Raw genomic sequence first — 23017 nt, forward strand, 5'->3', positions numbered from 1 at the left:
TTGTCCAACCGAAGAGAAGAGACCGACATGTCGACCCAAGCCGCATTCAGCAATTTCAAGGTTCTCACCTTCGACGTCGTCGGCACCCTGATCGATTTCGAGACCGGCGTGATCGACGCGGTGCGCAAGATCTCGGGCAAGACGCCGGCCGAGCTCAGCGACGACCAGATCTTCGAGCCCTACAAGCGCGGCCGTGACCAGCACTACGAGCGTTCCAGCGAGGCGATGTTCCACGTCTACCGTCATCTCGCCAAGGAGCTCGGATTGCCTTCCGACGACGCCTCTTGCGACACGTTCCAGCTCGCGGTGCTGCGCTGGGGGCCGTTTTCGGATTCGGTCGAGGCGCTCAAGCGGCTGCGCACCCGGTTCCGCCTGGTGGCGATGACCAATGCCGACCGCGTCGCGCTGTCGGCTTACGCGCATGCGCTCGGCAATCCCTTCGACGACACCGTCTGCGCCGACGACACCGGCGTTGCCAAGCCCAACCCGGAATTCTTCGCCTACAACAAGGGCCGCCAGTCCGCCTTCGGCTACAAGCAGTCCGACATCCTGCACGTCGCGCAGAGCCAGTACCACGACATCGGAATCGCACGAAAGCTCGGCTACAAGGTGTGCTGGATCGAGCGCCGCCAGGGCATCGCCGGCTTCGGCGGCACGCCTGCGGTGGAGACGCTGACCAAGCCCGACTTCCATTATCCGACGTTGAAGGCGCTCGCCGACGCGGCGATCGGGCCGGCGGCGTAAGTTCGTGAGCGCGGGCATGACACTGGACTGGAGCGCGCTGCCATCGGTCAACTCGCTGTGGGAAGCCACAGCCGAGCCGGCGCGCGAATTTCCCGTGCTCGCGGGTGAGTATCAGGCGGATGTGGTGATCATCGGTGCGGGCTATACCGGCCTGTCCGCCGCGCACCACATCGCCAGGAGCGGCCTCAGCCCCGTCGTGCTCGAAGCCAATCGTCCCGGCTGGGGCGCGAGCGGCCGCAATGGCGGCGTGATCACCGCGAAATTCCGTCTGTCGTTCCGCGAGGTCGATGACGCGCATGGCCGTGCCATGGCGAAGCGCATGTACGAGATCGCGCACGAATCGACCGACATGGTCGAGGAGCTCGTCTCCGAATACGGCATCGCCAGCGCGAATTTGACGCGCACCGGCCAGGTCAAGGCCGCACACAACGAGACGACGCTCCGGGCCGCGATCGACGAGGCCAACTGGATGACGCGCGAGATGGGCTCGGCCGAGGTTCGCATCCTCGACAAGGATGGCGTGCGCGAGGAGACCGGCTCGGACATCTTTGTGGGCGGCGTGCTCAATCCCGGCTCGGGCGGTATCCATCCGCTGAATTATCTGCGGGGGCTCGCAAATGGCGTGGCGAGCCGTGGTGTGCCGATCTTCCAGGAATCGCCGGTCGTCAAGCTCAGGCGCGACAAGGACGGCATCGTCGCCGAGACGCCGCGCGGCACTGTGCGCGCCAAGCAGGCGATCATCGCCACCAACAGCTATTCCGATCTCACCGATGCCACCGCGCATCTGCAGCGCACGCTGGTCCCGTTCCGCAGCGCCATGGTCGCGACTGAAAAACTGCCGCGCAATCTTGCGGGGAAGCTGATGCCGTCGGGCCGCACCTACACCGAGACCAAGCGCATGATGCGCTGGTTCCGCATGGTCGACAATCGCGTCATCTTCGGTGGCCGCGGCGCCTTCGGCAAAGAGGATTCGCAGGCCGCGTTCGATGCCTTGCGCAAGGCCATGGTCGGCATCTTCCCTGACCTCGCCGACATCCCGCTCGCCTACAAATGGTCGGGCCTTGTCGCGATGACGCTGGACTCGGTGCCGCATATCGGCCGGCTCGACGACCGCACGCTGATCTCGCTCGGCTACAACGGCGCGGGCGTTGCGATGTCGAGCCTGATGGGCCGCTATCTCGCCGCCTTCGTGCGCGGCGAGAGCCCCGACGTCGGCCTGCTCGATATCGCCCGCATGAAGACGATTCCGTTCTATCCGCTGCGCGAGCCCGCCGTGCGCATGGTCGCCGGCTGGTACCAGTTTCTCGATGCGATCGGTCAGTGAGATCATTTGGAGGAGGCGAGGATGACGATGACGCGGAAGTTTGGATTGGGCTGCGCGCTGCTCGGCGCAATCGGATTTGCGACTGCGGCTGATGCCGCCGAGCAGATCACCTTCGTCTCGCAAGGCGGCGCCTATCAGCAGGCGCAGACGGTGGCGATCCTCGATCCCACCGCCAAGAAGCTCGGCATCACCATCAACCAGGATTCCATTCCCGACGCCTGGCCCGCGATCAAGACGCAGGTCGGCAGCGGCAAGCCGATCTGGGACGTCGTCGACACACCCACCGGCAACTGCCTGCGTGGCGGCGAGCAGGGGTTGATCGAGAAGCTCGACTTCTCGAAGATTCCAAACGGCGCGGCGATGCCGGAGGCGTATCGCAGTCCCTATTCGGTATCCTACGAGTTCTATTCCAGCGTGCTGTCCTACAGCCAGAAGACGTTCCCGAAGGATGCGCCGAACAGCTGGGCCGATTTCTGGGACGTGAAGAAGTTTCCCGGCCGCCGCGCGCTGCGCAACCATCCGTTCGCAACGCTGGAGGCCGCGCTGATGGCCGACGGCGTCGCGCCCGACAAGCTCTATCCGCTCGACGTCGACCGCGCCTTCAAGAAGCTCGAGGAGATCAAGCCGCACATCACGGTGTGGTGGACCTCGGGCGCGCAGTCGGCGCAACTGCTCAACGACGGCGAGGTCGACATGGAGATGGCCTGGAACGGTCGCGTCAGCGCCGTCGCCAAGGAAGGCGCGAAAGTGTCCTTCACCTACAACCAGGGCATCCTGCAGAGCACCTCGCTCTGCATCCTCAAGGGCGCGCCGAATCTCGCCACGGCCGTGAAATTCCTCAACGAGGCCGTCGATCCCGTGCACCAGGCCAATCTGCCGCTGCACATCGACTATGGTCCGGGCAATCCCAAGGCGTTCGAGACGAACGTGATCAAGCCGGAGCGCGCCGCGCAGCTGCCGAGCGAGCCGGCCAATGCCGCCAAGCAGGCGCTGATGTCCTACGCCTGGTGGTCCTCGCCCGCCGGCGAAGCCGCCGAAAAGCGCTGGGCCTCGTTCATGCAGAAGTAAAGCGCGCCAATGCCGACGACATCCGTGCCGGATCCCTCTCAAAAGCATCAGCGCCGTGAGCACGGCCTGATGCTGGTATTGGTGTCGCCGGCATTGCTGGTGATCCTGGCTCTGATCGTGCTGCCGGTCGGCTGGCTCGCCTGGCAGTCGATCTATCATGACGGCTTCACGCTGGAGAATTACCGCCGCGTCTTCACCGAGGACATCTACTGGCGCAGCTTTGCGCTGACCTTCGAGATCAGCCTCGCCGTGACGGTCATCGCCCTGCTGCTCGGCTATCCCGTCGCCTATCTCGCCAACTCCGTGCCGAAAGGCTGGAGCATCCTGATCCTGTCGCTGGTCGTGCTGCCGTTCTGGACGTCGGTGCTGGTGCGCGCCTATGCCTGGCTGGCGCTGCTCCAGCGCACCGGCGTGATCAACCAGTTCCTGCGTTACCTCGACGTGATCTCCGAGCCGCTCGCGCTGGTCCACAACACCTTCGGCACGGTGGTCGCGACCGTGCACATCCTGCTGCCCTTCATGGTGCTGCCGCTCTACGCGACCATGCAGAAGATCCCCGGCGACCTGATGCAGGCCGGCGCCAGCCTCGGGGCGAGCCCGTCGCTGACGTTCTTGCGCGTGTTCCTGCCGCTGTCGCTGCCGGGCGTGCTCGCCGGCTGCACCATGGTGTTCGTGCTCTGCCTCGGCTTCTACATCACGCCGGAGCTGCTCGGCGGCGGACGCACCGTGATGGTGTCGATGCTGGTGAGCCGCAATGTCGAGCTCTACAACCAGTTCGGCGCGGCCAGCGCGGTCGCCGTGGTGCTGCTGCTCAGCGTGCTCGCGATCTTCTTCATCGTCAGCCGCTTCATCTCGCTCGATCGCGTGCTGGGGCAGAAATGATGCGCACCTCGCCCGCACGCATCGGCCTCTACGTGATCAGCGCGCTGGTGCTGCTTTATCTGATCCTGCCCGTGCTGATCATCGCGCCGATCTCGTTCTCCAGCGCACGCTTCCTGACCTTCCCGCCGCCGTCGTTCTCGATGCGCTGGTATCAGCAATATTTCGCCAATCCGGCCTGGATGCAGGCGACGCAGGTGACGCTGACGGTCGCGCTGCTGACGGTGGTGATCGCAACGCCGTGCGGGGTCGCCGCCGCCTACGCCATCAGCCAGTCGAAGCTGCGCATCATGCGCGTCATCCACATGGCGCTGCTGCTGCCGCTGGTGGTGCCGATCATCATCACCGCGGTCGGGATCTTCTTCGTCTATGCCAAGGTCGGCCTGGTTGCGACCATGCCCGGCCTCGTGCTGGCGAACGTGATGCTGGGCTTGCCCTACGTGGTCATCTCGGTGCTTGCGGGCCTGCAGAGCTTCGACCCCGCGCAGGAAATGGTGGCGCGCAGCCTCGGCATGAACCGCCTGCGCAGCTTCTTTGCGGTGACGCTGCCGCAGATCAAGTCGAGCGTGATCGCCGGCGGCATCTTCGCCTTCATCTCGGCGATGGACGAGACCATCGTCGCGCTGTTCATCTCCGGCGGTCAGTATCAGCCGCTGACCAAGCGCATGTTCACGGCGCTCCGCGACGAGATCGACCCGACCATCGCCGCGATCTCGACGCTGATGACCGCGGCGTCGTTCATGCTGGTGCTGCTGGCGAGCACGCGGCAGAAGAAGAGCGGGTGAGGGGCTGCATACTCGGTGACATCGCCCGACTTGATCGGGCGATCCAGTACTCCGAGGCGTTCGTGGGTCCTCGATAGGCCGCGGCGTACTGGATTCCCCGCCTTCGCGGCGAATGACAGCGAGTGTGTGGTGGACGTTAGGCCTTCGCCCCCAGCCACGCCAGGATCATCTCCACGATCTGCGTCCTGCTCTTCGCCAGCACCTTCGGCTCGCTCAAGTCCCGGTCAAACAGCGCGCCAAAGGTGTGGCGGTTGGCGACGCGGAAGAAGCAGTAGGAGGAGATGGCAAGGTGCAGGTCGATGGCGTCGACGTCGTCGCGGAAGACGCCTTCGTCGCGGCCGCGCGCGAGGATGCCGTCGAGGGTCGCGATCACGCTGGCGTTGAGCTGGCGCAGCTGAACGTTCTGCTTCAGGTGCTTGCCGTGGTGGATGTTCTCGATCGAGACCAGGCGGATGAAGTTCGGATTGCGCTCGTCGTGGTCGAAGGTCGCCTCGATCAGCCGGCGCAGGCCCTCGCGCGCATCGCAGCTTGCGATGTCGAGCTGGTCCTCCAGCGCGCGGATGCTGCGATAGGCCTCCTCCAGCACGGCGAGGTAGAGCTGCTCCTTGCCGCCGAAATAGTAATAGATCATGCGCTTGGACGTACGCGTCCGCGCCGCGATCGCATCGACGCGCGCGCCGGAATAGCCTTCCGAGGCGAATTCGGCCATCGCCACTTCGAGGATGTCGCGCTTGGTGCGCTCGGGGTCGTTGGTGCGCTTCGATGGGGGCGGCATGCGCTCGAGCATTACTGTTTCTCCCGCCAGTTTCCACGGATCACCTTGAAGGTGAAGGCAAATTTCGCCTCCTCCGGGGGCCATCCAACGCGTATTGCATAAACGTACTAGTTCGTACATTATGACTGCCAATCTAGCTTGCGGCAACCAGAACCAGAAAACGCGCACAAGGCGGCCCGCCCGACGCGAACCGCAGGGGACACACGGGGAGGAGATTGCGATGACGTTGACGTCAACCGCGCCGCTGCGCGCGACATCCAGTGCACAAGCCGCGCCGGACAAGCTGCCCAAGCGCGCCGCGCTGGTCAGCTTCGTCGGCAGCATGCTGGAATACTACGACTTCTTCATCTACGGCACCGCGGCGGCGCTGATCTTTCCAAAGGTGTTCTTCGCCAATGTCGATCCGTCGACGGCGACGCTGCTGGCGCTATTGTCCTTTGGCATCGGCTACATCGCGCGGCCCGTGGGCGCCGTCATCCTCGGCCATTTCGGCGACCGCATCGGCCGCAAGACGGTGCTGCTGTTCACGCTGGTCTTGATGGGCGGCTCGACGCTCGCGATCGGCCTGTTGCCGGATGCCAAGGCCATCGGCAACGCCGCACCTGTCATCTTGACGCTGCTGCGCCTGTTGCAGGGCCTGTCGGCCGCCGGCGAGCAGAGCGGGGCGAACTCGCTGACGCTGGAGCACTCCGCCAATTCCAACCGCGCCTTCTTCACGAGCTGGACGTTGAGCGGTACCCAGGCCGGCGCGATCCTGGCGACGCTGGTGTTCATCCCGGTGTCGAGCCTGCCCGAAGAGCAGCTCTTGAGCTGGGGCTGGCGCATTCCGTTCCTGCTGTCCGCGCTGGTGCTGCTGGTTGCCTATCTGGTGCGGCGGACCATGCCGGAAACGCCCGTCTTTGAAGACATCAAGGACAAGGCGAAGGTGGCGCGCTTCCCGGTCGTCGCGTTGCTGCGCGACTATTGGTCCGACGTGCTGCGCGTCATCGTCTGCGCGTTGATCGCGACCGTCAGCACCATGACGGCCGTGTTCGCGCTCGGCTATGCCACCTCGAAATTCGGCGTCGCGCGCCCGACCATGCTGTGGGCCGGCGTGCTCGGCAACGTCACCGCGCTGATCACCCAGCCGCTGTGGGCGCTGCTCGCCGACAAGATCGGCCGCAAGCCGGTGTTCATCGGCGGCGTGCTCGGCTGCGCGGTGCTCGTGTTTCCCTATTTCATGCTGGTGACGTCAGGCAATACGCTGGCGATCTTCGCCGCGGCGATGACCCTCTCGGGCATCATCTACGCCGCGCCGAACGCGATCTGGCCGTCCTTCTATGCCGAGATGTTCGAGGCGCGCGTGCGCTATTCCGGCACCGCGATCGGCACCCAGCTCGGCTTCCTCGCCGCCGGCTTCACGCCGCTGGTGAGCGCGAGCCTGGTCGGCGAGGGACCGAACGGGTGGATTCCGGTCGCGATCTTCGTCGCCTGCTGCTGCGTGATCTCGGCAGCCGCTGCGGCCACTGCGCGCGAAACCCACACCGTCGATATCGCCGATCTCGGCAAGCGACGTAGTTAAGAGCAGGGCAGGTGCGCATGGCGAGAGAAGCAGTTTCGACCACGAGCGGGCCGGTCACGGGCCTCACGCAAAACGGTGTACGCGTCTTCAAGGGCGTGCCCTATGCGACCGCGCGGCGTTTTGCGAAGCCCGTGGCGCCGGATCCGTGGACGGAGCCGCTGAGCTGCACGGAGCACGGCGCCTACGCGCCGCAGCCCGGTCATCTCGATCACGCGGCTGAGGCCGCCTGCCTCAGCCTCAACATCTGGGCGCCGGCGACGGATCGTCCGCTGCCGGTGCTGTTTTTCGTCCATGGCGGCGCCTTCGTCACCGGCGGCGGAGCCGATTACGACGGCGCCTTCCTCGCCGCGCACGGCCCGGCGGTGATCGTCACCATCAACTACCGGCTGGGCCCGCTCGGCTTCCTGCAGCTGCATCGCCATGGTCTTGCGGAGGCGAGCAACCTCGCGCTCCAGGATACGCTCGCCGCCCTCGATTGGGTGCGCGCCAACATCGCCAAGTTCGGCGGCGATCCGGATGCGATCACGCTCTCCGGCCAGTCCGCCGGCGCCTCCATGGTGATTGCGCTGGCAACCTTGCCGCAGGCCAGAGGCAAGTTCATCCGCGCCCTCGCGCTCAGCGCGCCCGGGCGCAACATCATGAGTGCCGAGCATGCCGACGACGTCGCGCGACGCGTGATCGACGAGCTCGAACTGTCGCGTGATCCGGGCAAGATTGCTTCCGTGCCGCTGCAAGAGCTGTTCGCGGCGGTGGATCGGGTCGGCCGCAGGATCGCCGACGAGACGGAGCAGGGCACCTTGTTCGGCCCGGTGCTCGACGGTACGGTGATCCCGCGCGAGCCGCGCGACGTCTTCGCCGACGGGACGCTGCGCGACATCCCGCTCTGGCTCGGCTCCTGCCGCGACGAGATGGTGATGTTCCTGAAGAGCACGCCGCCGGCCGCGATGATCCGCACCACCGAGCGGCAGCTGCGCGCCGCATTCGGCGATGTCGGCTGGGAGCGCCTGCTGTCCTGTTATCGCGCCACCGCGCGTCCCGACGAGGATCCGTACGAGGCGCTGCTGTCGGACGCGTTCTGGCACCGCCCGATGGCCGATCTCGCGCGGCTCCACGCCGGGGCCGGCGGTGCGGTGTGGCTGAGCCGGTTCGATCATCGCCCCTCGCTGGAGCCGTTCCTGTCGCAAGGCCCGACCCACGGCGCCGACAACGCCTGTCTCTGGGCGCACTTGCCTGATTTCATCGATCGCCCGATTCTGAGGCGCAAGGGCGGCCCGATGACTTTGGGCGACGTCGAGGTCGCCACGCGCTTTCAGTCGGACGTGCTGCGCTTCGTCACGCGCGGCAGGCCTGATGCCGCGGAGGCCTGGCCGCCGTGCACGCCGGGCAGCGAACCGGTCGCGCTGTTCGATCAGCCGTTTCGTGTCGTCTCGCTCAAGGACAGCGCGCGGTCGCTGCTGTGGACGGAGCTGCTGGCGCAATCCGGTGCGCCCCAAGCTCACCCGATCGCGAAATCCGCGGCCGTCTCCGCGTGAATGGCCGTGGTGTCGAACGTCTCGACCGAAATGTCGTCAGGGCCGACCAGCATCGTGATCTCGGTGCAGCCGAGGATGATGCACTCCGCGCCGGCGGCGACCAGCGCGGCCATCACATCCTGATAGCGGCGCCGTGAGGGGTCGGTGACGATACCAAGGCACAGCTCGTCGTAAATGATGCGGTTCACATCGGCGCGCGCCTCGGTGGGAGGAACCAGCACGTCGAGATCATGCGCGCGCAGCCGGTCGATGTAGAAATCCTCCTCCATCGTGAACTTCGTGCCGAGCAGCCCGACCCGCCGGTAGCCCTTCGCCCGGATCCGCTGCGCCGTCGCGTCGCCAAGGTGGATGAAGGGAACGGTCACGCTGGCGATGATGTCGGGCGCCAGTTTGTGCATCGTGTTGGTGCAGAGCACGATCGCCCGCGCACCGGCGCCCTCGAGACGCCGCGCGACCTCGGCCAGGCTGGCCGCCGCCTCGCTCCAGCGCCCCGCATACTGCATCTGCTTGATCTCTTCGAAATCGTAGGAATACAGCAGCAGCGGCGCCGAATGCAGCTTGCCCATGCGGTCGCGGACCCGCTCGTTGATCAGCTTGTAGTAGAGCGCCGTGCTCTCCCAGCTCATGCCCCCGATCAGGCCGATGGTCTGCATTCCCTTGTCCTCGATGTCCAGGTTCGGCCAGAGGGTAGACGAAAATGTCGAAGCCCGGTAGTCGCCGCTTGATTGCGGCGGCTGGTCTGGCGCGCACCATCCTGGATTACGCTGCGCTCCATCCGGGCTACGCTGTCGTGCCTGTGTCGCTCCCCTGTCAATCCGCTTTCGCAAAAACATTCCGCTTTACCGAAATTCGGTTTTGACGTATGTGTCGGCCATCCTGATCCGGGATAAGGGGCGGTCGTACGTCGCAACGAGCCGCGGATCGGGGAGCGGTGGACGCGGCAGCGCCGTGCACGAGGGGCGGGAGCAGGGCGGGATGAACCCCGTGAGGTCCTGGCTTCGTGCGGACGAGCGGCGCTGAAGCGTACGGCCAATGCGCGTGGTCCTGGCTGTCGTTGCTACAGCCAAGCCTTGCGGAGGTGCGCCGAGCCCGACCGGGTAAAGCGCGCCGTCAATCCGCGAGGTGACGGAGGCAAGCAGGAATTCGTCTCCGGGGAGAGCGCGCCATACGCCGTCAAACATCGCGCAGGGAAGGCCGGATGTCTGGCTGCCCTGGAGCGCTCCTGTGCCTTGCGTGTGCATCACTCTTGCACGGGAGTCTTGCGGGTGCCAGCCGGCACCCGGCCTTCCCTGCGCCCTTTCTGTTAGAGGGCGTGAAGAAGAGAGCAAAACTCGGGCGCAAAGCGCCGCGAGGAGGAGAAGGCATGTCTGCGAGTCACAACCTCCGACATCGTAGGATGGGCAAAGCGCAGCGTGCCCACGCGTCTGTTGCTCATAGAGGCAGATCGTGGGCACGGCGCAAGCGCGCCTTTGCCCACCCTACGGCACTGTGGCTTTCTGGGTCCCGGCTCTGCGCAGCAACGCGAAGGGCGTTGCAGCGCGTCCGGGACAGGCGAGAGACGCGTCAAGCCACATGCTCCGTCATTGCGAGGAGCCCGCGACAAAATTGCGAAGCAGTTTTGCGCTGGCGACGAAGCAATCCAGAGTCGTTGTCGCGAGGGGATTCTGGATTGCTTCGTCGCAAGGGCTCCTCGCAATGACGAGGTGGCCAGAGCCGGGCCCATCTCGCCGGGGGCTGCGTTCGTCATTGCCGCGACACATCATCGCAAATGGGCGGTCGTGCAAACGGCACCGGCGGGCATGACGCCTGCGCAGGCTACGAGAAGCCTTTCGATCTTGCGCGCCCACCCGGCCTGTCCTACGCAGTCTGCGAATAAGTGCGCATCGCCCAAAGCCTTGAGGGAGCCGACATGACCATCCGCAACACCCGCACCGGCGGCCAGATCCTGATCGATCAGCTCGTCGCGCAAGGCGTCGAGCGCGTCACCTGCGTGCCGGGGGAGAGCTATCTCGCGGCGCTCGATGCGCTGCATGACAGCCCGATCGACGTCGTGATCTGCCGCGCCGAGGGTGGCGCTGCCATGATGGCGGAGGCCTATGGCAAGCTCACCGGCCGACCCGGCATCTGCTTCGTCACCCGTGGCCCCGGCGCGACCAACGCCAGCCACGGCGTCCACATCGCGATGCAGGATTCGACGCCGATGATCCTGTTCGTCGGCCAGGTCGACACCGGCATGCGCGAGCGCGAGGCATTCCAGGAGCTCGACTACAAGGCGGTGTTCGGCACCATGGCGAAATGGGCCGTCGAGATCGATCGCCCCGACCGCATTCCGGAACTGGTGGCGCGCGCCTTCCGCGTCGCCATGCAGGGCCGTCCCGGTCCCGTCGTGATCGCGCTGCCGGAGAACATGCTGACCGAGACTGCGGCCGTTGCCGATGCCATGCGCATCGAGCCGGCGGTGAGCTGGCCGGCGCCTTCCGACATCGAGCGCGTCGGTGCGATGCTCGCGGGCGCCAAAGCGCCGCTCGTCATTCTCGGCGGCTCGCGCTGGTCCGATGACGCCACCAAGAGCATCGCGCGCTTTGCCGAGCGGTTCGACCTGCCGGTCGCGACCTCGTTCCGCCGGGCCTCGCTGATCGATGCCGACCATTCGCATTATGCCGGCGATCTCGGCATCGGGCCGAGCCCGGGCCTGAAGGCGCGCATCGACAACGCCGACGTCGTCCTCCTCATCGGCGGCCGCATGTCGGAGATGCCGTCCTCGTCCTACACGCTGCTCGACATTCCCAATCCGAAGCAGAAGCTGATCCACGTGCATCCCGGCTCCGAGGAGCTTGGCCGAATCTATCAGCCCGAGCTCGCGATCCAGGCGACGCCTGCCGCGTTCGCCGCGGCGGTCGAGACGCTGAAGCCTTCAGGCGCCGTTGCCTGGAAGGGTGAGGCCGCCAAGGCGCATGCCGATTATCTCGCCTGGACCGACAAGGCGCGCGAGCTGCCGGGCACGTTCCAGTACGGCCAGGTCATGACCTGGTTGCGCGACCGGCTGCCGAAGGACGCGATCGTCTGCAACGGCGCCGGCAATTATGCCGGCTGGATCCATCGCCATCATCGCTTCCACAGTTTTGCGGCGCAGCTCGCGCCGACCTCGGGTTCGATGGGTTACGGCGTGCCGGCGGGCGTGCTGGCCAAGCGACAATACCCGGATCGCGTCGTCGTCGCCTTCGCCGGCGACGGCTGCTTCCTGATGAACGGCCAGGAGTTCGCCACCGCCGTGCAGTACGACGCGCCGCTGGTCGTGATCGTCGTCGACAATTCGCAATACGGCACCATCCGCATGCACCAGGAGCGCGATTATCCGGGCCGCGTCGTCGGCACCCAGCTCAAGAACCCGGACTTTGCGATGTACGCCAAGGCATTCGGCGGACATGGCGAGCGCGTCGAGCGCACCGAGGAGTTCGCACCTGCGTTCGAGCGTGCGCTCGCCTCGGGCAAGCCGTCGATCCTCCATTGCATCATCGATCCCCGCGCGATCTCGGTCGGCAAGGATTTTACGCCCGCGGTGAAGGCGTAAGGCGATGGCAGCGGGTCGCCACGTTGCGATCATCGGCGCCGGCGCGGTCGGCGTCGTCAGCGCCATCGAGGCGCTGCGCGAGGGCCATCGCGTCACCCTGATCGATCCGGGCGAGCCCGGCGGCGAACAGGCGGCGAGCTACGGCAATGCCGGCTGGCTGTCGTCGCATTCGGTGATTCCGCCGGCCGAGCCGGGCATCTGGAAGAAGGTGCCGGGCTATCTGATGGACCCGCTCGGTCCGCTCGCGATCCGCTGGTCCTATCTGCCGAAGGCGCTGCCCTGGCTGGTCAAGTATCTGCTCTCGGGCTGGACCCCCGCGCGGGTCGAGAAGACAGCGTTTGCGCTGCGCGATCTGCTCAAGGACGCGCCGTTGCTGCACCGGAAGCTCGCGGAGGAAGCGGGTGTCCCCGAGCTGATCGAACGCAACGGCGTGATGCACGTGTTTCCCTCGCGCGGCAATTTCGACAACGATCTCGGCTGGCGTCTGCGCAAGAAGGTCGGCGTCGAATGGCTGGAGCTCAGCGCCGACGAGATGCGTCAGCGTGAGCCTGACCTGCATCCGCGCTACACCTTTGGCGTCGTGGTGGAGGAGGCCGGGCGCTGTCGCGATCCCGGCGCTTATGTTGCAGCGCTCGCCAGTCATGCGATTGCAAGTGGCGTCACTCATGTGCGGGCCAAGGCGACCGGCTTGAGGCTTGATGGCAACAAGCTCGTGGCCGTTCTCACCGAGACCGGCGAGATCGCCTGCGATGCCGCCGTCGTCGCGGCCGGTGCCCGCTCGAAGCAGCTCACGGCATCGATAGGCGATTCCCTGCCGCTGGAGACCGAGCGCGGCTATCACGTGATGATCGAGAATCCGGAGGTCGGTCCGCGCAGCTCGATGATGGCGTCCGACGCCAAGATGGTGGTGAACTGGACCAACAAGGGCCTGCGCGCCGCCGGCACGGTCGAGATCGCCGGCCTCGAGGCGGCGCCGAACTGGAAACGCGCCGAGATCCTGCGCGACCATCTCCTCGGCATGTTTCCGAGGCTGCCGAAGGACATTCCGGCCGCGCGCATAAAAACCTGGTTTGGGCATCGGCCGAGCATGCCGGATGGACGTCCCTGCATCGGCTATGCGCGCGCCTCGCGCGATATCGTCTATGCTTTCGGCCACGGCCATGTCGGCCTGGTCGGCTCGGCCCGTACCGGCCGGCTCGTCGCGCAGCTCCTCAGCGGCAAGCCGCCCGAGATTCCGCTTCTGCCCTTCGCGCCAGAACGTTTCCTCTGAGGTCGCATCATGACCCATTCAGCCCATTCGCCCTCCCGCATCGCCCGTGGCGGCAAGGCCATCTATGGTGCGCCGCTCGGCATCCTGATGCTGGAAGCGCGCTTTCCCCGCATTCCCGGCGACATGGGCAACGGCACGACCTGGCCGTTTCCCGTGCTCTATCGCGTGGTGAGCGGCGCCTCGCCCGAGAAGGTGGTGCTGAAGGGCGCGGCGGGACTGCTCCCCGACTTCATCGATGCGGCCAAGGATCTGGTGCGGCTCGGGGCCGAAGCCATCACCACCAATTGCGGGTTTCTGTCGTTGTTCCAGAAAGAGATCGCCGCCGCCGTCGGCGTGCCCGTTGCGACGTCGTCGCTGATGCAGGTGCCGTGGGTGCAGGCGACGCTGCCGCCGGGCAAGCGCGTCGGCCTCGTCACGGTATCGGGCTCGACCTTGACGCCGGCCCATCTCGAAGGCGCCGGTGTGCCGCTCGACACGCCGCTGGTCGGCACCGAGAACGGCAAGGAGTTCTTTCGCGTGCTGATCAAGGCCGAGAAGGACGACATGGACATCGCGCAGGCCGAGCGTGACGTGGTCGAGGCCGGCAAGGAGCTCGTCGCCAAAAACCCCGACGTCGGCGCCATCGTGCTCGAATGCACCAACATGCCGCCCTATGCGGCCGCGCTTCAGGCCGAGGTCGGGCTGCCCGTTTATGACATCTATTCCATGATCACGTGGTTTCATGCCGGACTGCGGCCGCGCGCCTTTGCTTGATTCCGATCGCCGCAAAGGCTTGAACAACCTGTGCTGGATGTCTCCGGCGCATTGCTATCGCCCGCGGCCCCGTTATATTCGCTTGAGCACAATTGCAGCTGATGAAGAGCAACGTGGAACTGGCTTCCGACAGCATCGTCGATCGCGTCTATGAACAGCTCAAGGCGATGGCCGTGACTTATGCGTTCAAGCCGGGCGAGCGGCTCAACGAAGGCGAGCTGGCCAAGCGGCTCGGCGTCAGCCGCACGCCGCTGCGCGAAGCGCTCAACCGGCTCAACACCGAAGGCTTCCTGCGCTTCACGGCGGGCAAGGGCTTCTTCTGCCGCGAGCTCGACGCGCAGGAGATCTTCGATCTCTACGAGCTGCGCAAGTCGATCGAGGTCGCATCCGTCCGCCTCGCCATCAAGCGCGCCAAGGACGAAGACATCGATGCACTGCTGAAATTCCTCGAAGCCACCGGTCCCGATCCCGGCGAACGCTCCTCGCTGGAGCAGGTCGAACTCGACGAGACCTTTCACGAACGGCTGATGGCGATGTCGAACAATTCAGAGATGCTGCGGGTCTTGCGCAACGTCAACGCCCGCATCCGCTTCGTGCGCTGGATCGACATGGACCGCGTCAACCGCTCCAACACGCAAGGCGAGCACCGCGCCGTGCTCGAAGGCCTCAAGGCGCGCGACGAGGGGACATGTGTCTCCGTGCTGGAAAAGCACATCGACCGCCGCCTCGACCGCATCACCGCCGCGATCAAGGAAGGCTACGCGCAGATCTACATGCCGGCGGCAAAGTCGGCAGCGAATTGAGCCCTGACCCGGCGTGGTGGTTTGAAGGAGGCGTAAACATGAAGCTCGAGGGTAAGGTCGCCGCCATCACCGGCGCCGCGCGCGGCATCGGCAAGGCCTGCGCGAAGAGATTTCTGGACGACGGCGTCAAGGTCGTGATCTCGGACGTCGATGCCGAGGGCCTCGCCGCCACGGCCGCGGAGCTCGGGCGTCCCGATGCCTTGCGTGCCGTCGTCGGCAATGTCGCCAAGCGTGCTGATGTGGACCAGCTCGTTGCCACCGCCGTGACGGAATTCGGCCGGCTCGACATCATGGTCAACAATGCCGGCGTCGCCCGCAACCGGGACATCCTCGAGATCACCGAAGAGGAATTCGACGAGATCATCGGCATCAACCTGAAGGGCGCGTTCTTCGGTGTGCAGGCGGCGGCGAAGCAGATGATCGCGCAAGGTGGCGGCGGGGTCATCATCAACATGTCCTCGGTGAACGCGCTGCTGGCGATTCCGGCGCTTGCGACCTACGCGATGTCCAAGGGCGGCATGAAGCAGCTCACCTCGGTCGCCGCCGTCGCACTTGCCCCGCACAACATCCGCGTCGTCGCGGTCGGGCCAGGCACGATCCTGACCGACATGGTGGCGTCGTCGATCTACACGTCAGAGGACGCCCGCAAGACCGTGATGTCGCGCACGCCGGCGGGCCGCGGCGGCGAGCCGAGCGAGGTGGCGTCCGTCGTGGCGTTCCTGGCGAGCGACGATGCGTCCTACATCACGGGCCAGACGATCTATCCGGATGGTGGCCGGCTGATTCTGAATTACACGGTGCCGGTGAAGGACAAGTAGGGCCCCTGAGGCCGCTCCACATTCGGTGTCATCGCCCGCGAAGGCGGGCGATCCAGTACTCCGTGACGGTCGTGATAGAACCGATAGGCCGCGGCGTACTGGATGCCCCGCCTTCGCGGGGCATGACAGCGGTGTTGTGTTGGGCTGTGAAGCCCTCACTCCGCCGCAACCGTCATCCCATGGCCCAGCCGCTTCGAGATGCCGCCGGCGCAGTCGCGCAAGGCGAGCGCGATCGGGCTGTCCCAGCGCGCATCGAACGTGCCTTCGGGCCCCATCGCGGTGATCACCAGTGCGACGTGGCCGGAATGATCGAACACCGGCGCGGAGAACGCATTGACGCCGGGCAGGGGATCGCCGAGCGCGCGGGCGAGGCCGTGCTTGCGAACCTCGGTCAGCATCTCCGCAACCTTGGCGCCCTTCACGGCGCGCTTGGGGTTGTAGCCGACGCCATGGCGGTCGAGGCCGCTCTCGAGCGCGGCGTTGATCGTCTTCTCCGGCAGGAAGGCCGCAAACGCCCGGCCGGTCGCGGTCTCCAGCAGCGCCATCACCGAGCCGGCGCGCATGACGATGTGCACCGGTTGGGCGGGTTCTTCGAGCTGGACCACGGTCGGCCCGTGCGTGCCCCAGACCGCGAGCGAGACTGCATGTCCGATCTGGCTCGCGAGCGCGGCGATCTTCGGCCTTGCGATGCGCACGCCGGAGAGCCGGCGCAGGCTGATCAGGCCGAGCTCCAGCGCCAGCGCGCCGATCTCGTAACGGCCGGTGGTCTCGTCCTGCTCGATCAGGCCGATGCGGGAGAAGCTGGCGAGATAAGGGTGCGCCTTGGCCGGCGTCATGCCGGCCTCGCGCGCGAGATCGCGCAGCATCATCGGCTCGCCGCTGCGGGCAAGCGCCCGGAGCAGTTCTCCGCCGACCTCGATCGACTGGATGCCGCGGCTCTCTCTCTTCATGCGCCTCCGATGCGCCTGCGCTTTCGTTTGAGCATGATCTTTCCGGAAAACCGCTGCACACTTTTCCGGATCATGCTCTACGCCGCGTCGCGCTTTTCGGCGCTGTCGGCGAGATGACGGCCGGCAATGTAGCCGAAGGTCAGCGCCGGCCCAAGCGTGATGCCGGCGCCGGGATAATTGCCGCCCATGATGCTCGCCATATCGTTGCCGGCGGCATAGAGGCCGGGAATGACCCGGCCCTCGGCATCGAGCGCCCGCGCGTTCGCGTCGGTGACGATGCCGGCATAGGTGCCGAGATCGCCGATCACCATCTTGATGGCGTAGAACGGCCCGTTCTCGATCGGCGCGATGCAGGGATTGGGGCCGTGCGTGGCGTCACCCTGGTAGCGATTATAGGCCTTCGAGCCCTTGCCGAAGGCCGCGTCATGGCCTTGCGGCGCGGTGGCATTGAACTGCTTGACCGTCTCGGCGAAGGATTGGGCATCGATGCCGGCCTTCGCCGCCAGCGCCTCCAGCGTATCGCCGCGCATGAGATAGCCGGTATTGAGGTGGTGACCGAGCGGCATCGGGAAGGGCGGCACGCAACCGAGCCCGTATTTGCGCAGCGTCTTGTGATCGCAGACGAGATAGGCCGCGATCTCCTCGCCGGGCTTTGCGGCCTTGATCATGGCCTGGACGAAATCGTGATAGGAATTTCCCTCATTGGCAAAGCGCTTGCCATCGCGCATCACCGCGATCACGCCGGGCTTGGCGCGGTCGATGAAGTGCGGCATCACGCCCTTCGAGCCGTCCTTGCGCGTCGTCAGCGACACCGGCACCCAGGCCGCCGCGTTCGGCAGGCGGTCTTCGACGTGCCCGCCGGCGCGCTCGGCAAGGCGCAATCCATCCCCGGTGTTGCCGGTCGGCCCCGGCGAATAATGCTCAACGCCGGTCGGTGCGTGCGGAAACATCTTTCTGCGCCGCTCGACGTCATGCGGGAAGCCGCCGCAGGCGAGCACGACGCCCTGGCGCGCCCTGACGCGGACGTCGCGTCCCTCGCGCGACACGATCGCGCCGGTAACGGCGCCGTTCTCGACCGTCAGCTCGCGCACCGGCGAAGACAGCCACATCGGAATCTTCAGATCGAGCGCGGATTTGGCCAGGCGCCCGGCCAGCGCATTGCCGTTGGTCAGCGTCATGCCGCGGCCATGGCGCAGCACGTCCATCAGGTGCCGCGACAGGCGCTTGGCGACGTAGACCGCCGAGGTCAGCGACTTCGTCACCCGCATGAAATGGATGATCTCCTTGCCGCTTCCCAGCATCATGCCGAACACGGTGAGCTCGGGCAGCGGCATGCCCAGCGACTTGATGAGGTCGCCGAGCTCGCGGCCGTCGAACGGGCGCGTCACCATGGAGCGGCCGCCCTGCGCGCCGCCCGGAGCCTCCGCGTGATAGTCCGGAAATACCAGCGGCATGTCGAAGCGCAGCGCGGTGTTGGTGGTGAAGAAATCGACCGCCTCGGGACCGGCGCTGAGGAAGGCGTCGACACGTGCGGCATCAAAATTGTTGCCGGCTTCATGCCGCAGATATGTGCGGGCCTGCTCCGGCGTCTCCGCGATGCCATAGGCCTTCGCCAGCGACGTGCCGGGAATCCAGAGCCAGCCGCCGGAGCGGGCGGTGGTGCCGCCGAAGCGCGGCTCCTTCTCGACGATCAATACGTCGAGGCCGCGATGGCGCGCGGTAATCGCGGCCGACATGCCGGAACAGCCGGATCCGGCAACGAGCACGTCGCACTCGTAGGTCTCAATTGCGCTATGCTCGTTGCCGGTCATCGTTCACCTCACTTCTTCAAGAGCGGGCATTTGGACTCGGAAACCGGGCGGAAGGCGTCCTCGCCCTTCACGGTCTTGACGATATCCAGATAGTCCCACGGCTCCTTCGACTGCTCGGGCGCCTTCACCTTGGCGAGATACATGTCGCGGATCACGCGGCCGTCCTCGCGCAGCTTGCCGCCGTGGACGAATGTATCCTCGATCGGCAGCTCGCGCATCCTGGCCATCACCTTGGCCGGATCGTCGGTGCCTGCGGCCTTGATCGCCTTCAGATAATGCAGCACCGAGCCGTAGACGCCGGTCTGGATCATGGTCGGCATCACCTTGGTGCGCTCGTAGAACTTCTTGGACCAGGCGCGCGTCGCCTCGTCCATGTTCCAGTACGACGCCGTCGTCATGTAGGTGCCCTGCGCGGCCTTGAGGCCGACCGCGTGCACATCGGTGTCGAACATCAGCAGGCCGACCAGCTTCTGGCCGCCCTGGACCAGGCCGAACTCGCCGGATTGCTTGATCGCGTTGTCGGTGTCCTGGCCGGCATTGGCGAAGGCGACCACGTCGGCCTTGGAGCTCTGCGCCTGCAGCGCGAAGGAGGAGAAGTCCGCGGTGTTGGTCGGATGCTTGACGCCGCCGAGCACCTTGCCGCCCATCTCGTTGATGAAGCGCGTTGCGTCCTTCTCGAGCTGTTGGCCGAAGGCGTAGTCGGCCGTGATGAAGTACCAGGACTTGCCGCCTTCCTTGATCACGGCGGAGGCGGTCACCTTCGACAGCGCGTAGGTGTCGTAGGTGAAATGCACGGTGTTGGGGCTGCACAGCTCGTCGGTCAGCGAGCTCGCGCCGGGGCCGGAGAGCAGGGCGATCTTGTTGCGCTCGCGCACCATGTTGTGCACGGCGATCGCGATGCCGGAATTGGGGATGTCGACGACGGCGTCGACCTTGCCGTTGTCGAACCAGCCGCGCACGATCTGCACGCCGACGTCGGTCTTCATCTGGTGGTCGGCGCTGATGATCTCGATCGGCTTGCCGAGCACGGTCGGCCCGAATTCCTCTACCGCCATCTTCGCGGCCTCGACCGAGCCCGGTCCCGAATTGTCGCGGCCCCAGCTCGACAAATCCGTCAGCACGCCGATCCGCACTGCGTCGTCGGAGACTTGCGCGGTGGCGGCAGTGGTCGAGGCAGTCGAAGTCATGGCCGCGAGCATGGCGCAGGCCAAAAACCCTCTCATGGTTGTTTCCTCTGTTTTATTGGCCGCATGGCGCGGCTTGATGGAGCAGAGGTAAATTAGATATCAACGAACTAATTTGTCAATAACGAATAGCTGGAGGAGCGGGTTTCCGGAAGTCGCCAAGGCGTTGGCATCGCACTCTCGCTCGTCACGATCGTCGCGACATTGGCGACGCCGGAGACGGCGTGGAACGCGCTGCGATCCTGAAGACTGGTGCCCGGCCCCAGGGGCGGGGAACTGGATTTTTTTCTGGTCGGCCCCTTGAAAGCTATTGCCGATTTTCTAAGTCGTTTTTCGCCGCGAGAGCGGTGTGCCGGACGCCAGATCGGGTCCGGTACGGGCGCCGGGCCGGTCTTCGGACCCCGTCTGATACCCTGTCCTGCGCTCCTTCGTATCCATCTTGCTCTCAGGAGGACTTGGTATGAGGACCAGTTTCGACTTCGCGCCCCTGTGGCGTTCCACCATCGGCTTCGACCACTTGGCCGACCTCGTCGACAGCACGCTGCGCCAGGCGACCGAGGACAATTATCCCCCTTACAACATCGAACGCTCCGGCGAGGATCATTACCGGATAAGTCTCGCGGTGGCGGGCTTCGGCCCCAACGACATCGCGGTGACGGCTGAACAGAACGCGCTCACGATCGAGGGCAGGAAGCCCGAGACCGCCGCGCGGGAATATCTGTACCAGGGCATCGCCGCCCGGCCGTTCCGGCGCGTGTTCAACCTCGCCGACTATGTCCAGGTGAAGCAGGCCTCGTTCCAGGACGGGCTCCTGATCATCGACCTCGTCCGCGAGGTTCCGGAAGCAATGAAGCCGCGCCGGATCCCGATCTCGGGTGTTGCGCCTGTCGCGTCGCAGATCGAGCAGAAGAAAGCGGCTTAAGGCGCCCAGCGCACGCGATCGACACATTCGTGTCGAACAGGACGGCGGCGATTGCCGCCGCCGTCCCTTCGTCAACAAGCCCGTCCCTTGGAAAGGAGTATGAGGGAGGTTCACCAATGACCAACGTGAATACTGATTCCGGCGCTCTCAACCCGCTGTTTCATCCCGCCGCCCATTACGACTCGCCTGCCGAGGTCCTGAATGCGACGGAGCTTTCTCCACCGGAGAAGCGGATCATCCTGTCGTCCTGGGCGTCCGACATGTACGCCGTCGAATCCTGTCCCGGCTTGCGCGAGATTCCCGGGATGAGCCGCACGGTCCGGCTCGCCGACATCCTGGCCGCGCTGCGCAAGCTCGACGGCGACAACGACAATGACGATCCGCCGCGCGGCGGCGGCGTGCCGATGCGGTTGCGGCGGCCCTGGGCCGCCGCCGAGGGGCGAAGCCCATGATGCTCACGCAGACTGTTCTGGGACTCGTGCTGCTCGGTCAGGCCTCGGCGGTCTTGGCCACTCCGTTCCTTGCCATGCAAGGCTGGATCGTCGCGTCACGCGACGGGTGAAGCCACTCCGTTCTCCGATATCCCCACAAAGCGGCAGGAAGAAAGATGAATGCTATGCGTCCGCTCTTGCTGGCGATGCTGGTGCTGGCGCTGACAGCGTCACAGCCTGCCGCTGGCCAAATCCCCGACATGAAGACCGGCGGCTCGGTGCCGACCCTGGCGCCTCTGGTGCGCCGGGTGACGCCGGCCGTGGTCAACATTTCCGTGCACGGCCGCGTGCGCGAGGACAACCCGCTCTATCGCGATCCGCTGTTCCGCGAATTCTTCGACGTCCCCCGGCAGATCGAAAAGGAGGTCAACGCGACCGGCTCCGGCGTGATCGTCGATGCCGAGCGCGGCTACGTGCTGACCAATAACCACGTGGTCGAGGGTACCTCCGCCGTCCAGATCACGACCAAGGACGGCCGGCAATTTTCGGCCAAGGTGGTCGGGCGTGATCCGCCAACCGACGTTGCCGTGCTTCAGATCCAGAATCCGGCGGGCCTCAAGGCGCTTCCCTTCGGCGACAGCGATGCGCTCGATGTCGGCGACTTCGTGCTCGCAATCGGCAATCCCTTCGGCCTCGGCCAGACCGTGACGTCCGGCCTCGTCAGTGCGCTGGGCCGCACCGGCCTGGGCAAGCAGGGCTATGAGGATTTCATCCAGACCGATGCCGCGATCAATCCGGGCAATTCCGGCGGAGCGCTGGTGAGCCTGCGCGGCGAACTGGTCGGCATCAACTCGGCGATCATTTCGCCCGCCGGCGGCAATGTCGGCATCGGCTTCGCCATTCCGGTCAACATGGCGCGCAAGGTGATGGAGCAGATCATCGCGAGCGGCCGCGTCGAGCGCGGCCGCATCGGCGTCTCGTTGAAGGACCTGCATCCGTCGGTCAACAAGGGACTGAACCAAGGCGCCGTCATCGCCGAGATCGCGGCGGACTCGCCCGCCGAGAGGGCGGGCCTGCGCAAGGGGGACATCGTGACCGCAGCCGATGAGCGTCCGATCCGCACCGCCGCCCAGCTTCGCAACACGATCGGCCTTGCGCGTGTCGGCGAGGAGGTGAGGCTCACTTTGTTGCGCAACGGTGCGCCGATCACCGCGACTGTGCGCGTGGCGCCGGCGACCCAATCCAGCAGTGCGCTCGAAGCTCCCAATCGCCTGGTTCGCTAGCTCAACTGCAGGGGCGGGCTGCCGAAAGGCAGTTCACCCCTGCAATGTCTTTGGACCGTGAGCACTCCCGGCTCAGGCGGCGCGGTGATCCGAATAGCCCTGAAGGTCGCGGATCAGCCGACGCTCGCGCTCGATGCGTTGCCGATAAAGCTCGCGCTCATGTTCGGTCTTCGCGCTTGCAAGCAGGAGCTCGTAGTGGCCGATCACCTTCTCGCTGCCGCGAATGAGCAGCTCCCGTTGCCGGTTCATCGCGCCACCCCGATCGCCTCAGCCGGCGCTCCGGAGACATGGAAGCCAAGCGGGAAGGTCGCCGCGCTCAGCGCATCGAGCGCCAACTTCTCCTCCGCCAGGCGTCTCTCGATGAAATTGCGCTCCAGCTGCGACAGCCTTGTCTTGAGCAGCCGTCGATAGCGGTGAATGTTGTTGCGGTGCGCGCGTATGCGGGCCAAATTCTCATCGAGCATCGTCGTCTCTCCAGACGGTCGCGTTGGGTCCTTTGGTTTCGAGGGTGAGAAAGCACTTTCTCGACAAAGAAAATATTCAGCGCAAAACC

At 65.7% G+C, this 23017-nt stretch carries 22 protein-coding genes; 15 read left to right on the forward strand and 7 right to left on the reverse strand.

The window, feature by feature from the left end; all coding sequences use genetic code 11:
- Window positions 1–27 precede the first annotated feature (27 nt).
- Genes CO669_RS13330 through CO669_RS13350 form a run of 5 tightly spaced genes read left to right on the forward strand, consistent with a single transcriptional unit; the run spans window position 28 to window position 4800 of the window.
- Window positions 28–744 carry an HAD family hydrolase gene (locus CO669_RS13330; protein ID WP_097660259.1) on the forward strand — a complete coding sequence of 239 codons (717 nt, stop codon included), beginning with the start codon at window positions 28–30 and terminating at the stop codon, window positions 742–744.
- A gap of 16 nt (window positions 745–760) precedes the next feature.
- Window positions 761–2068, forward strand: coding sequence for an NAD(P)/FAD-dependent oxidoreductase (locus CO669_RS13335; protein ID WP_198963993.1), 1308 nt, complete (start codon window positions 761–763; stop codon window positions 2066–2068).
- A 21-nt stretch (window positions 2069–2089) separates the two neighbouring features.
- Complete coding sequence (locus tag CO669_RS13340; protein WP_097660261.1) at window positions 2090–3136, forward strand: ABC transporter substrate-binding protein; 1047 nt, start codon at window positions 2090–2092, stop codon at window positions 3134–3136.
- 9 nt (window positions 3137–3145) lie between these two features.
- On the forward strand, window positions 3146–4018 hold the full coding sequence (locus CO669_RS13345; RefSeq protein WP_245444304.1) for an ABC transporter permease: 873 nt from the start codon (window positions 3146–3148) through the stop codon (window positions 4016–4018).
- Window positions 4015–4800, forward strand: a complete 786-nt coding sequence (locus tag CO669_RS13350; protein WP_097660263.1) for an ABC transporter permease — start codon at window positions 4015–4017, stop codon at window positions 4798–4800. The genes CO669_RS13345 and CO669_RS13350 overlap by 4 nt, the downstream gene beginning before the upstream one ends.
- A 136-nt stretch (window positions 4801–4936) precedes the next feature.
- Here the strand turns inward: CO669_RS13350 and CO669_RS13355 are convergent, their stop codons facing one another.
- Complete coding sequence (locus CO669_RS13355) at window positions 4937–5587, reverse strand: TetR/AcrR family transcriptional regulator (RefSeq protein ID WP_198963994.1); 651 nt, start codon at window positions 5585–5587, stop codon at window positions 4937–4939.
- Window positions 5588–5795: 208 nt separating this feature from the next.
- On the opposite strand from CO669_RS13355, the gene CO669_RS13360 reads away from it, so the two are divergent.
- Window positions 5796–7136, forward strand: a complete 1341-nt coding sequence (locus tag CO669_RS13360; protein WP_097660265.1) for an MFS transporter — start codon at window positions 5796–5798, stop codon at window positions 7134–7136.
- Between the two features lie 17 nt (window positions 7137–7153).
- Entirely contained in the window at window positions 7154–8668 is a 1515-nt protein-coding gene (locus tag CO669_RS13365) for a carboxylesterase/lipase family protein (RefSeq protein WP_097660425.1), read from the forward strand.
- On the opposite strand, the gene CO669_RS13370 is transcribed toward CO669_RS13365, so the two are convergent.
- Window positions 8632–9321 carry an aspartate/glutamate racemase family protein gene (locus CO669_RS13370; RefSeq protein ID WP_097660266.1) on the reverse strand — a complete coding sequence of 230 codons (690 nt, stop codon included), beginning with the start codon at window positions 9319–9321 and terminating at the stop codon, window positions 8632–8634. The two genes, CO669_RS13365 and CO669_RS13370, sit on opposite strands and share 37 nt — an antisense overlap.
- 1256 nt (window positions 9322–10577) lie before the next feature.
- On the opposite strand from CO669_RS13370, the gene CO669_RS13375 reads away from it, so the two are divergent.
- The 5 genes from CO669_RS13375 (at window position 10578) to CO669_RS13395 (ending at window position 15883) form a co-directional block, all read left to right on the forward strand.
- Window positions 10578–12239, forward strand: coding sequence for a thiamine pyrophosphate-binding protein (locus CO669_RS13375; protein WP_097660267.1), 1662 nt, complete (start codon window positions 10578–10580; stop codon window positions 12237–12239).
- 4 nt (window positions 12240–12243) lie between these two features.
- On the forward strand, window positions 12244–13509 hold the full coding sequence (locus tag CO669_RS13380) for an NAD(P)/FAD-dependent oxidoreductase (RefSeq protein WP_097660268.1): 1266 nt from the start codon (window positions 12244–12246) through the stop codon (window positions 13507–13509).
- A 9-nt stretch (window positions 13510–13518) separates the two neighbouring features.
- Window positions 13519–14262: an aspartate/glutamate racemase family protein gene (locus CO669_RS13385; RefSeq protein ID WP_097660269.1), complete on the forward strand. Its 744-nt coding sequence runs from the start codon at window positions 13519–13521 to the stop codon at window positions 14260–14262.
- Window positions 14263–14375: 113 nt separating this feature from the next.
- The gene (locus CO669_RS13390; RefSeq protein ID WP_245444306.1) at window positions 14376–15065 is read left to right on the forward strand and encodes a GntR family transcriptional regulator; all 690 of its coding nucleotides are present in this window, start codon (window positions 14376–14378) and stop codon (window positions 15063–15065) included.
- A 38-nt stretch (window positions 15066–15103) separates the two neighbouring features.
- Window positions 15104–15883 (forward strand): SDR family NAD(P)-dependent oxidoreductase, encoded by a 780-nt coding sequence (locus CO669_RS13395; protein ID WP_097660271.1) that lies wholly within the window; start codon window positions 15104–15106, stop codon window positions 15881–15883.
- 155 nt (window positions 15884–16038) lie between these two features.
- Here the strand turns inward: CO669_RS13395 and CO669_RS13405 are convergent, their stop codons facing one another.
- The 3 genes from CO669_RS13405 to CO669_RS13415 all read right to left on the reverse strand — a co-directional run bounded on the left by CO669_RS13405 (window position 16039) and on the right by CO669_RS13415 (window position 19867).
- Entirely contained in the window at window positions 16039–16833 is a 795-nt protein-coding gene (locus CO669_RS13405) for an IclR family transcriptional regulator (protein WP_097660272.1), read from the reverse strand.
- Window positions 16834–16910: 77 nt separating this feature from the next.
- Window positions 16911–18644 (reverse strand): FAD-dependent oxidoreductase, encoded by a 1734-nt coding sequence (locus tag CO669_RS13410; protein WP_097660273.1) that lies wholly within the window; start codon window positions 18642–18644, stop codon window positions 16911–16913.
- An 8-nt stretch (window positions 18645–18652) separates the two neighbouring features.
- Window positions 18653–19867 carry an ABC transporter substrate-binding protein gene (locus CO669_RS13415; protein WP_097660274.1) on the reverse strand — a complete coding sequence of 405 codons (1215 nt, stop codon included), beginning with the start codon at window positions 19865–19867 and terminating at the stop codon, window positions 18653–18655.
- A gap of 421 nt (window positions 19868–20288) precedes the next feature.
- Here CO669_RS13415 and CO669_RS13420 point away from each other — a divergent pair, with 421 nt between their 5' ends.
- From CO669_RS13420 to CO669_RS13430, 3 genes are all read left to right on the forward strand, one after another.
- Window positions 20289–20750 carry an Hsp20 family protein gene (locus CO669_RS13420; protein WP_097660275.1) on the forward strand — a complete coding sequence of 154 codons (462 nt, stop codon included), beginning with the start codon at window positions 20289–20291 and terminating at the stop codon, window positions 20748–20750.
- Between the two features lie 116 nt (window positions 20751–20866).
- On the forward strand, window positions 20867–21202 hold the full coding sequence (locus CO669_RS13425; RefSeq protein ID WP_097660276.1) for a hypothetical protein: 336 nt from the start codon (window positions 20867–20869) through the stop codon (window positions 21200–21202).
- A 155-nt stretch (window positions 21203–21357) separates the two neighbouring features.
- On the forward strand, window positions 21358–22464 hold the full coding sequence (locus CO669_RS13430; protein ID WP_097660277.1) for a trypsin-like peptidase domain-containing protein: 1107 nt from the start codon (window positions 21358–21360) through the stop codon (window positions 22462–22464).
- Between the two features lie 72 nt (window positions 22465–22536).
- Here the strand turns inward: CO669_RS13430 and CO669_RS35960 are convergent, their stop codons facing one another.
- Both CO669_RS35960 and CO669_RS13435 read right to left on the reverse strand, forming a co-directional pair.
- A complete protein-coding gene (locus tag CO669_RS35960) occupies window positions 22537–22713 on the reverse strand; it encodes a hypothetical protein (RefSeq protein WP_198963995.1) in 177 nt (58 codons plus the stop codon).
- Window positions 22710–22928, reverse strand: coding sequence for a hypothetical protein (locus CO669_RS13435; protein WP_097660278.1), 219 nt, complete (start codon window positions 22926–22928; stop codon window positions 22710–22712). Before CO669_RS13435 ends, CO669_RS35960 begins: the two co-directional genes overlap by 4 nt.
- Window positions 22929–23017: the final 89 nt, after the last annotated feature.

Origin of the sequence: Bradyrhizobium sp. Y36 (assembly GCF_002531575.1) — a bacterium.
In the GTDB taxonomy this organism is placed as follows: Bacteria; Pseudomonadota; Alphaproteobacteria; order Rhizobiales; family Xanthobacteraceae; genus Bradyrhizobium.

Excerpts from the sequence above, each read along its gene's own strand:
- CO669_RS13330 (WP_097660259.1), top strand. The coding sequence starts at position 28 with ATGTCGACCCAAGCCGCATTCAGCAATTTCAAGGTTCTCACCTTCGAC.
- CO669_RS13335 (WP_198963993.1), top strand. The coding sequence starts at position 761 with ATGACACTGGACTGGAGCGCGCTGCCATCGGTCAACTCGCTGTGGGAA.
- CO669_RS13340 (WP_097660261.1), top strand. The coding sequence starts at position 2,090 with ATGACGATGACGCGGAAGTTTGGATTGGGCTGCGCGCTGCTCGGCGCA.
- CO669_RS13345 (WP_245444304.1), top strand. The coding sequence starts at position 3,146 with ATGCCGACGACATCCGTGCCGGATCCCTCTCAAAAGCATCAGCGCCGT.
- CO669_RS13350 (WP_097660263.1), top strand. The coding sequence starts at position 4,015 with ATGATGCGCACCTCGCCCGCACGCATCGGCCTCTACGTGATCAGCGCG.
- CO669_RS13355 (WP_198963994.1), bottom strand. The coding sequence starts at position 5,587 with ATGCTCGAGCGCATGCCGCCCCCATCGAAGCGCACCAACGACCCCGAG.
- CO669_RS13360 (WP_097660265.1), top strand. The coding sequence starts at position 5,796 with ATGACGTTGACGTCAACCGCGCCGCTGCGCGCGACATCCAGTGCACAA.
- CO669_RS13365 (WP_097660425.1), top strand. The coding sequence starts at position 7,154 with ATGGCGAGAGAAGCAGTTTCGACCACGAGCGGGCCGGTCACGGGCCTC.
- CO669_RS13370 (WP_097660266.1), bottom strand. The coding sequence starts at position 9,321 with ATGCAGACCATCGGCCTGATCGGGGGCATGAGCTGGGAGAGCACGGCG.
- CO669_RS13375 (WP_097660267.1), top strand. The coding sequence starts at position 10,578 with ATGACCATCCGCAACACCCGCACCGGCGGCCAGATCCTGATCGATCAG.
- CO669_RS13380 (WP_097660268.1), top strand. The coding sequence starts at position 12,244 with ATGGCAGCGGGTCGCCACGTTGCGATCATCGGCGCCGGCGCGGTCGGC.
- CO669_RS13385 (WP_097660269.1), top strand. The coding sequence starts at position 13,519 with ATGACCCATTCAGCCCATTCGCCCTCCCGCATCGCCCGTGGCGGCAAG.
- CO669_RS13395 (WP_097660271.1), top strand. The coding sequence starts at position 15,104 with ATGAAGCTCGAGGGTAAGGTCGCCGCCATCACCGGCGCCGCGCGCGGC.
- CO669_RS13405 (WP_097660272.1), bottom strand. The coding sequence starts at position 16,833 with ATGAAGAGAGAGAGCCGCGGCATCCAGTCGATCGAGGTCGGCGGAGAA.
- CO669_RS13410 (WP_097660273.1), bottom strand. The coding sequence starts at position 18,644 with ATGACCGGCAACGAGCATAGCGCAATTGAGACCTACGAGTGCGACGTG.
- CO669_RS13415 (WP_097660274.1), bottom strand. The coding sequence starts at position 19,867 with ATGAGAGGGTTTTTGGCCTGCGCCATGCTCGCGGCCATGACTTCGACT.
- CO669_RS13420 (WP_097660275.1), top strand. The coding sequence starts at position 20,289 with ATGAGGACCAGTTTCGACTTCGCGCCCCTGTGGCGTTCCACCATCGGC.
- CO669_RS13425 (WP_097660276.1), top strand. The coding sequence starts at position 20,867 with ATGACCAACGTGAATACTGATTCCGGCGCTCTCAACCCGCTGTTTCAT.
- CO669_RS13430 (WP_097660277.1), top strand. The coding sequence starts at position 21,358 with ATGAATGCTATGCGTCCGCTCTTGCTGGCGATGCTGGTGCTGGCGCTG.
- CO669_RS35960 (WP_198963995.1), bottom strand. The coding sequence starts at position 22,713 with ATGAACCGGCAACGGGAGCTGCTCATTCGCGGCAGCGAGAAGGTGATC.
- CO669_RS13435 (WP_097660278.1), bottom strand. The coding sequence starts at position 22,928 with ATGCTCGATGAGAATTTGGCCCGCATACGCGCGCACCGCAACAACATT.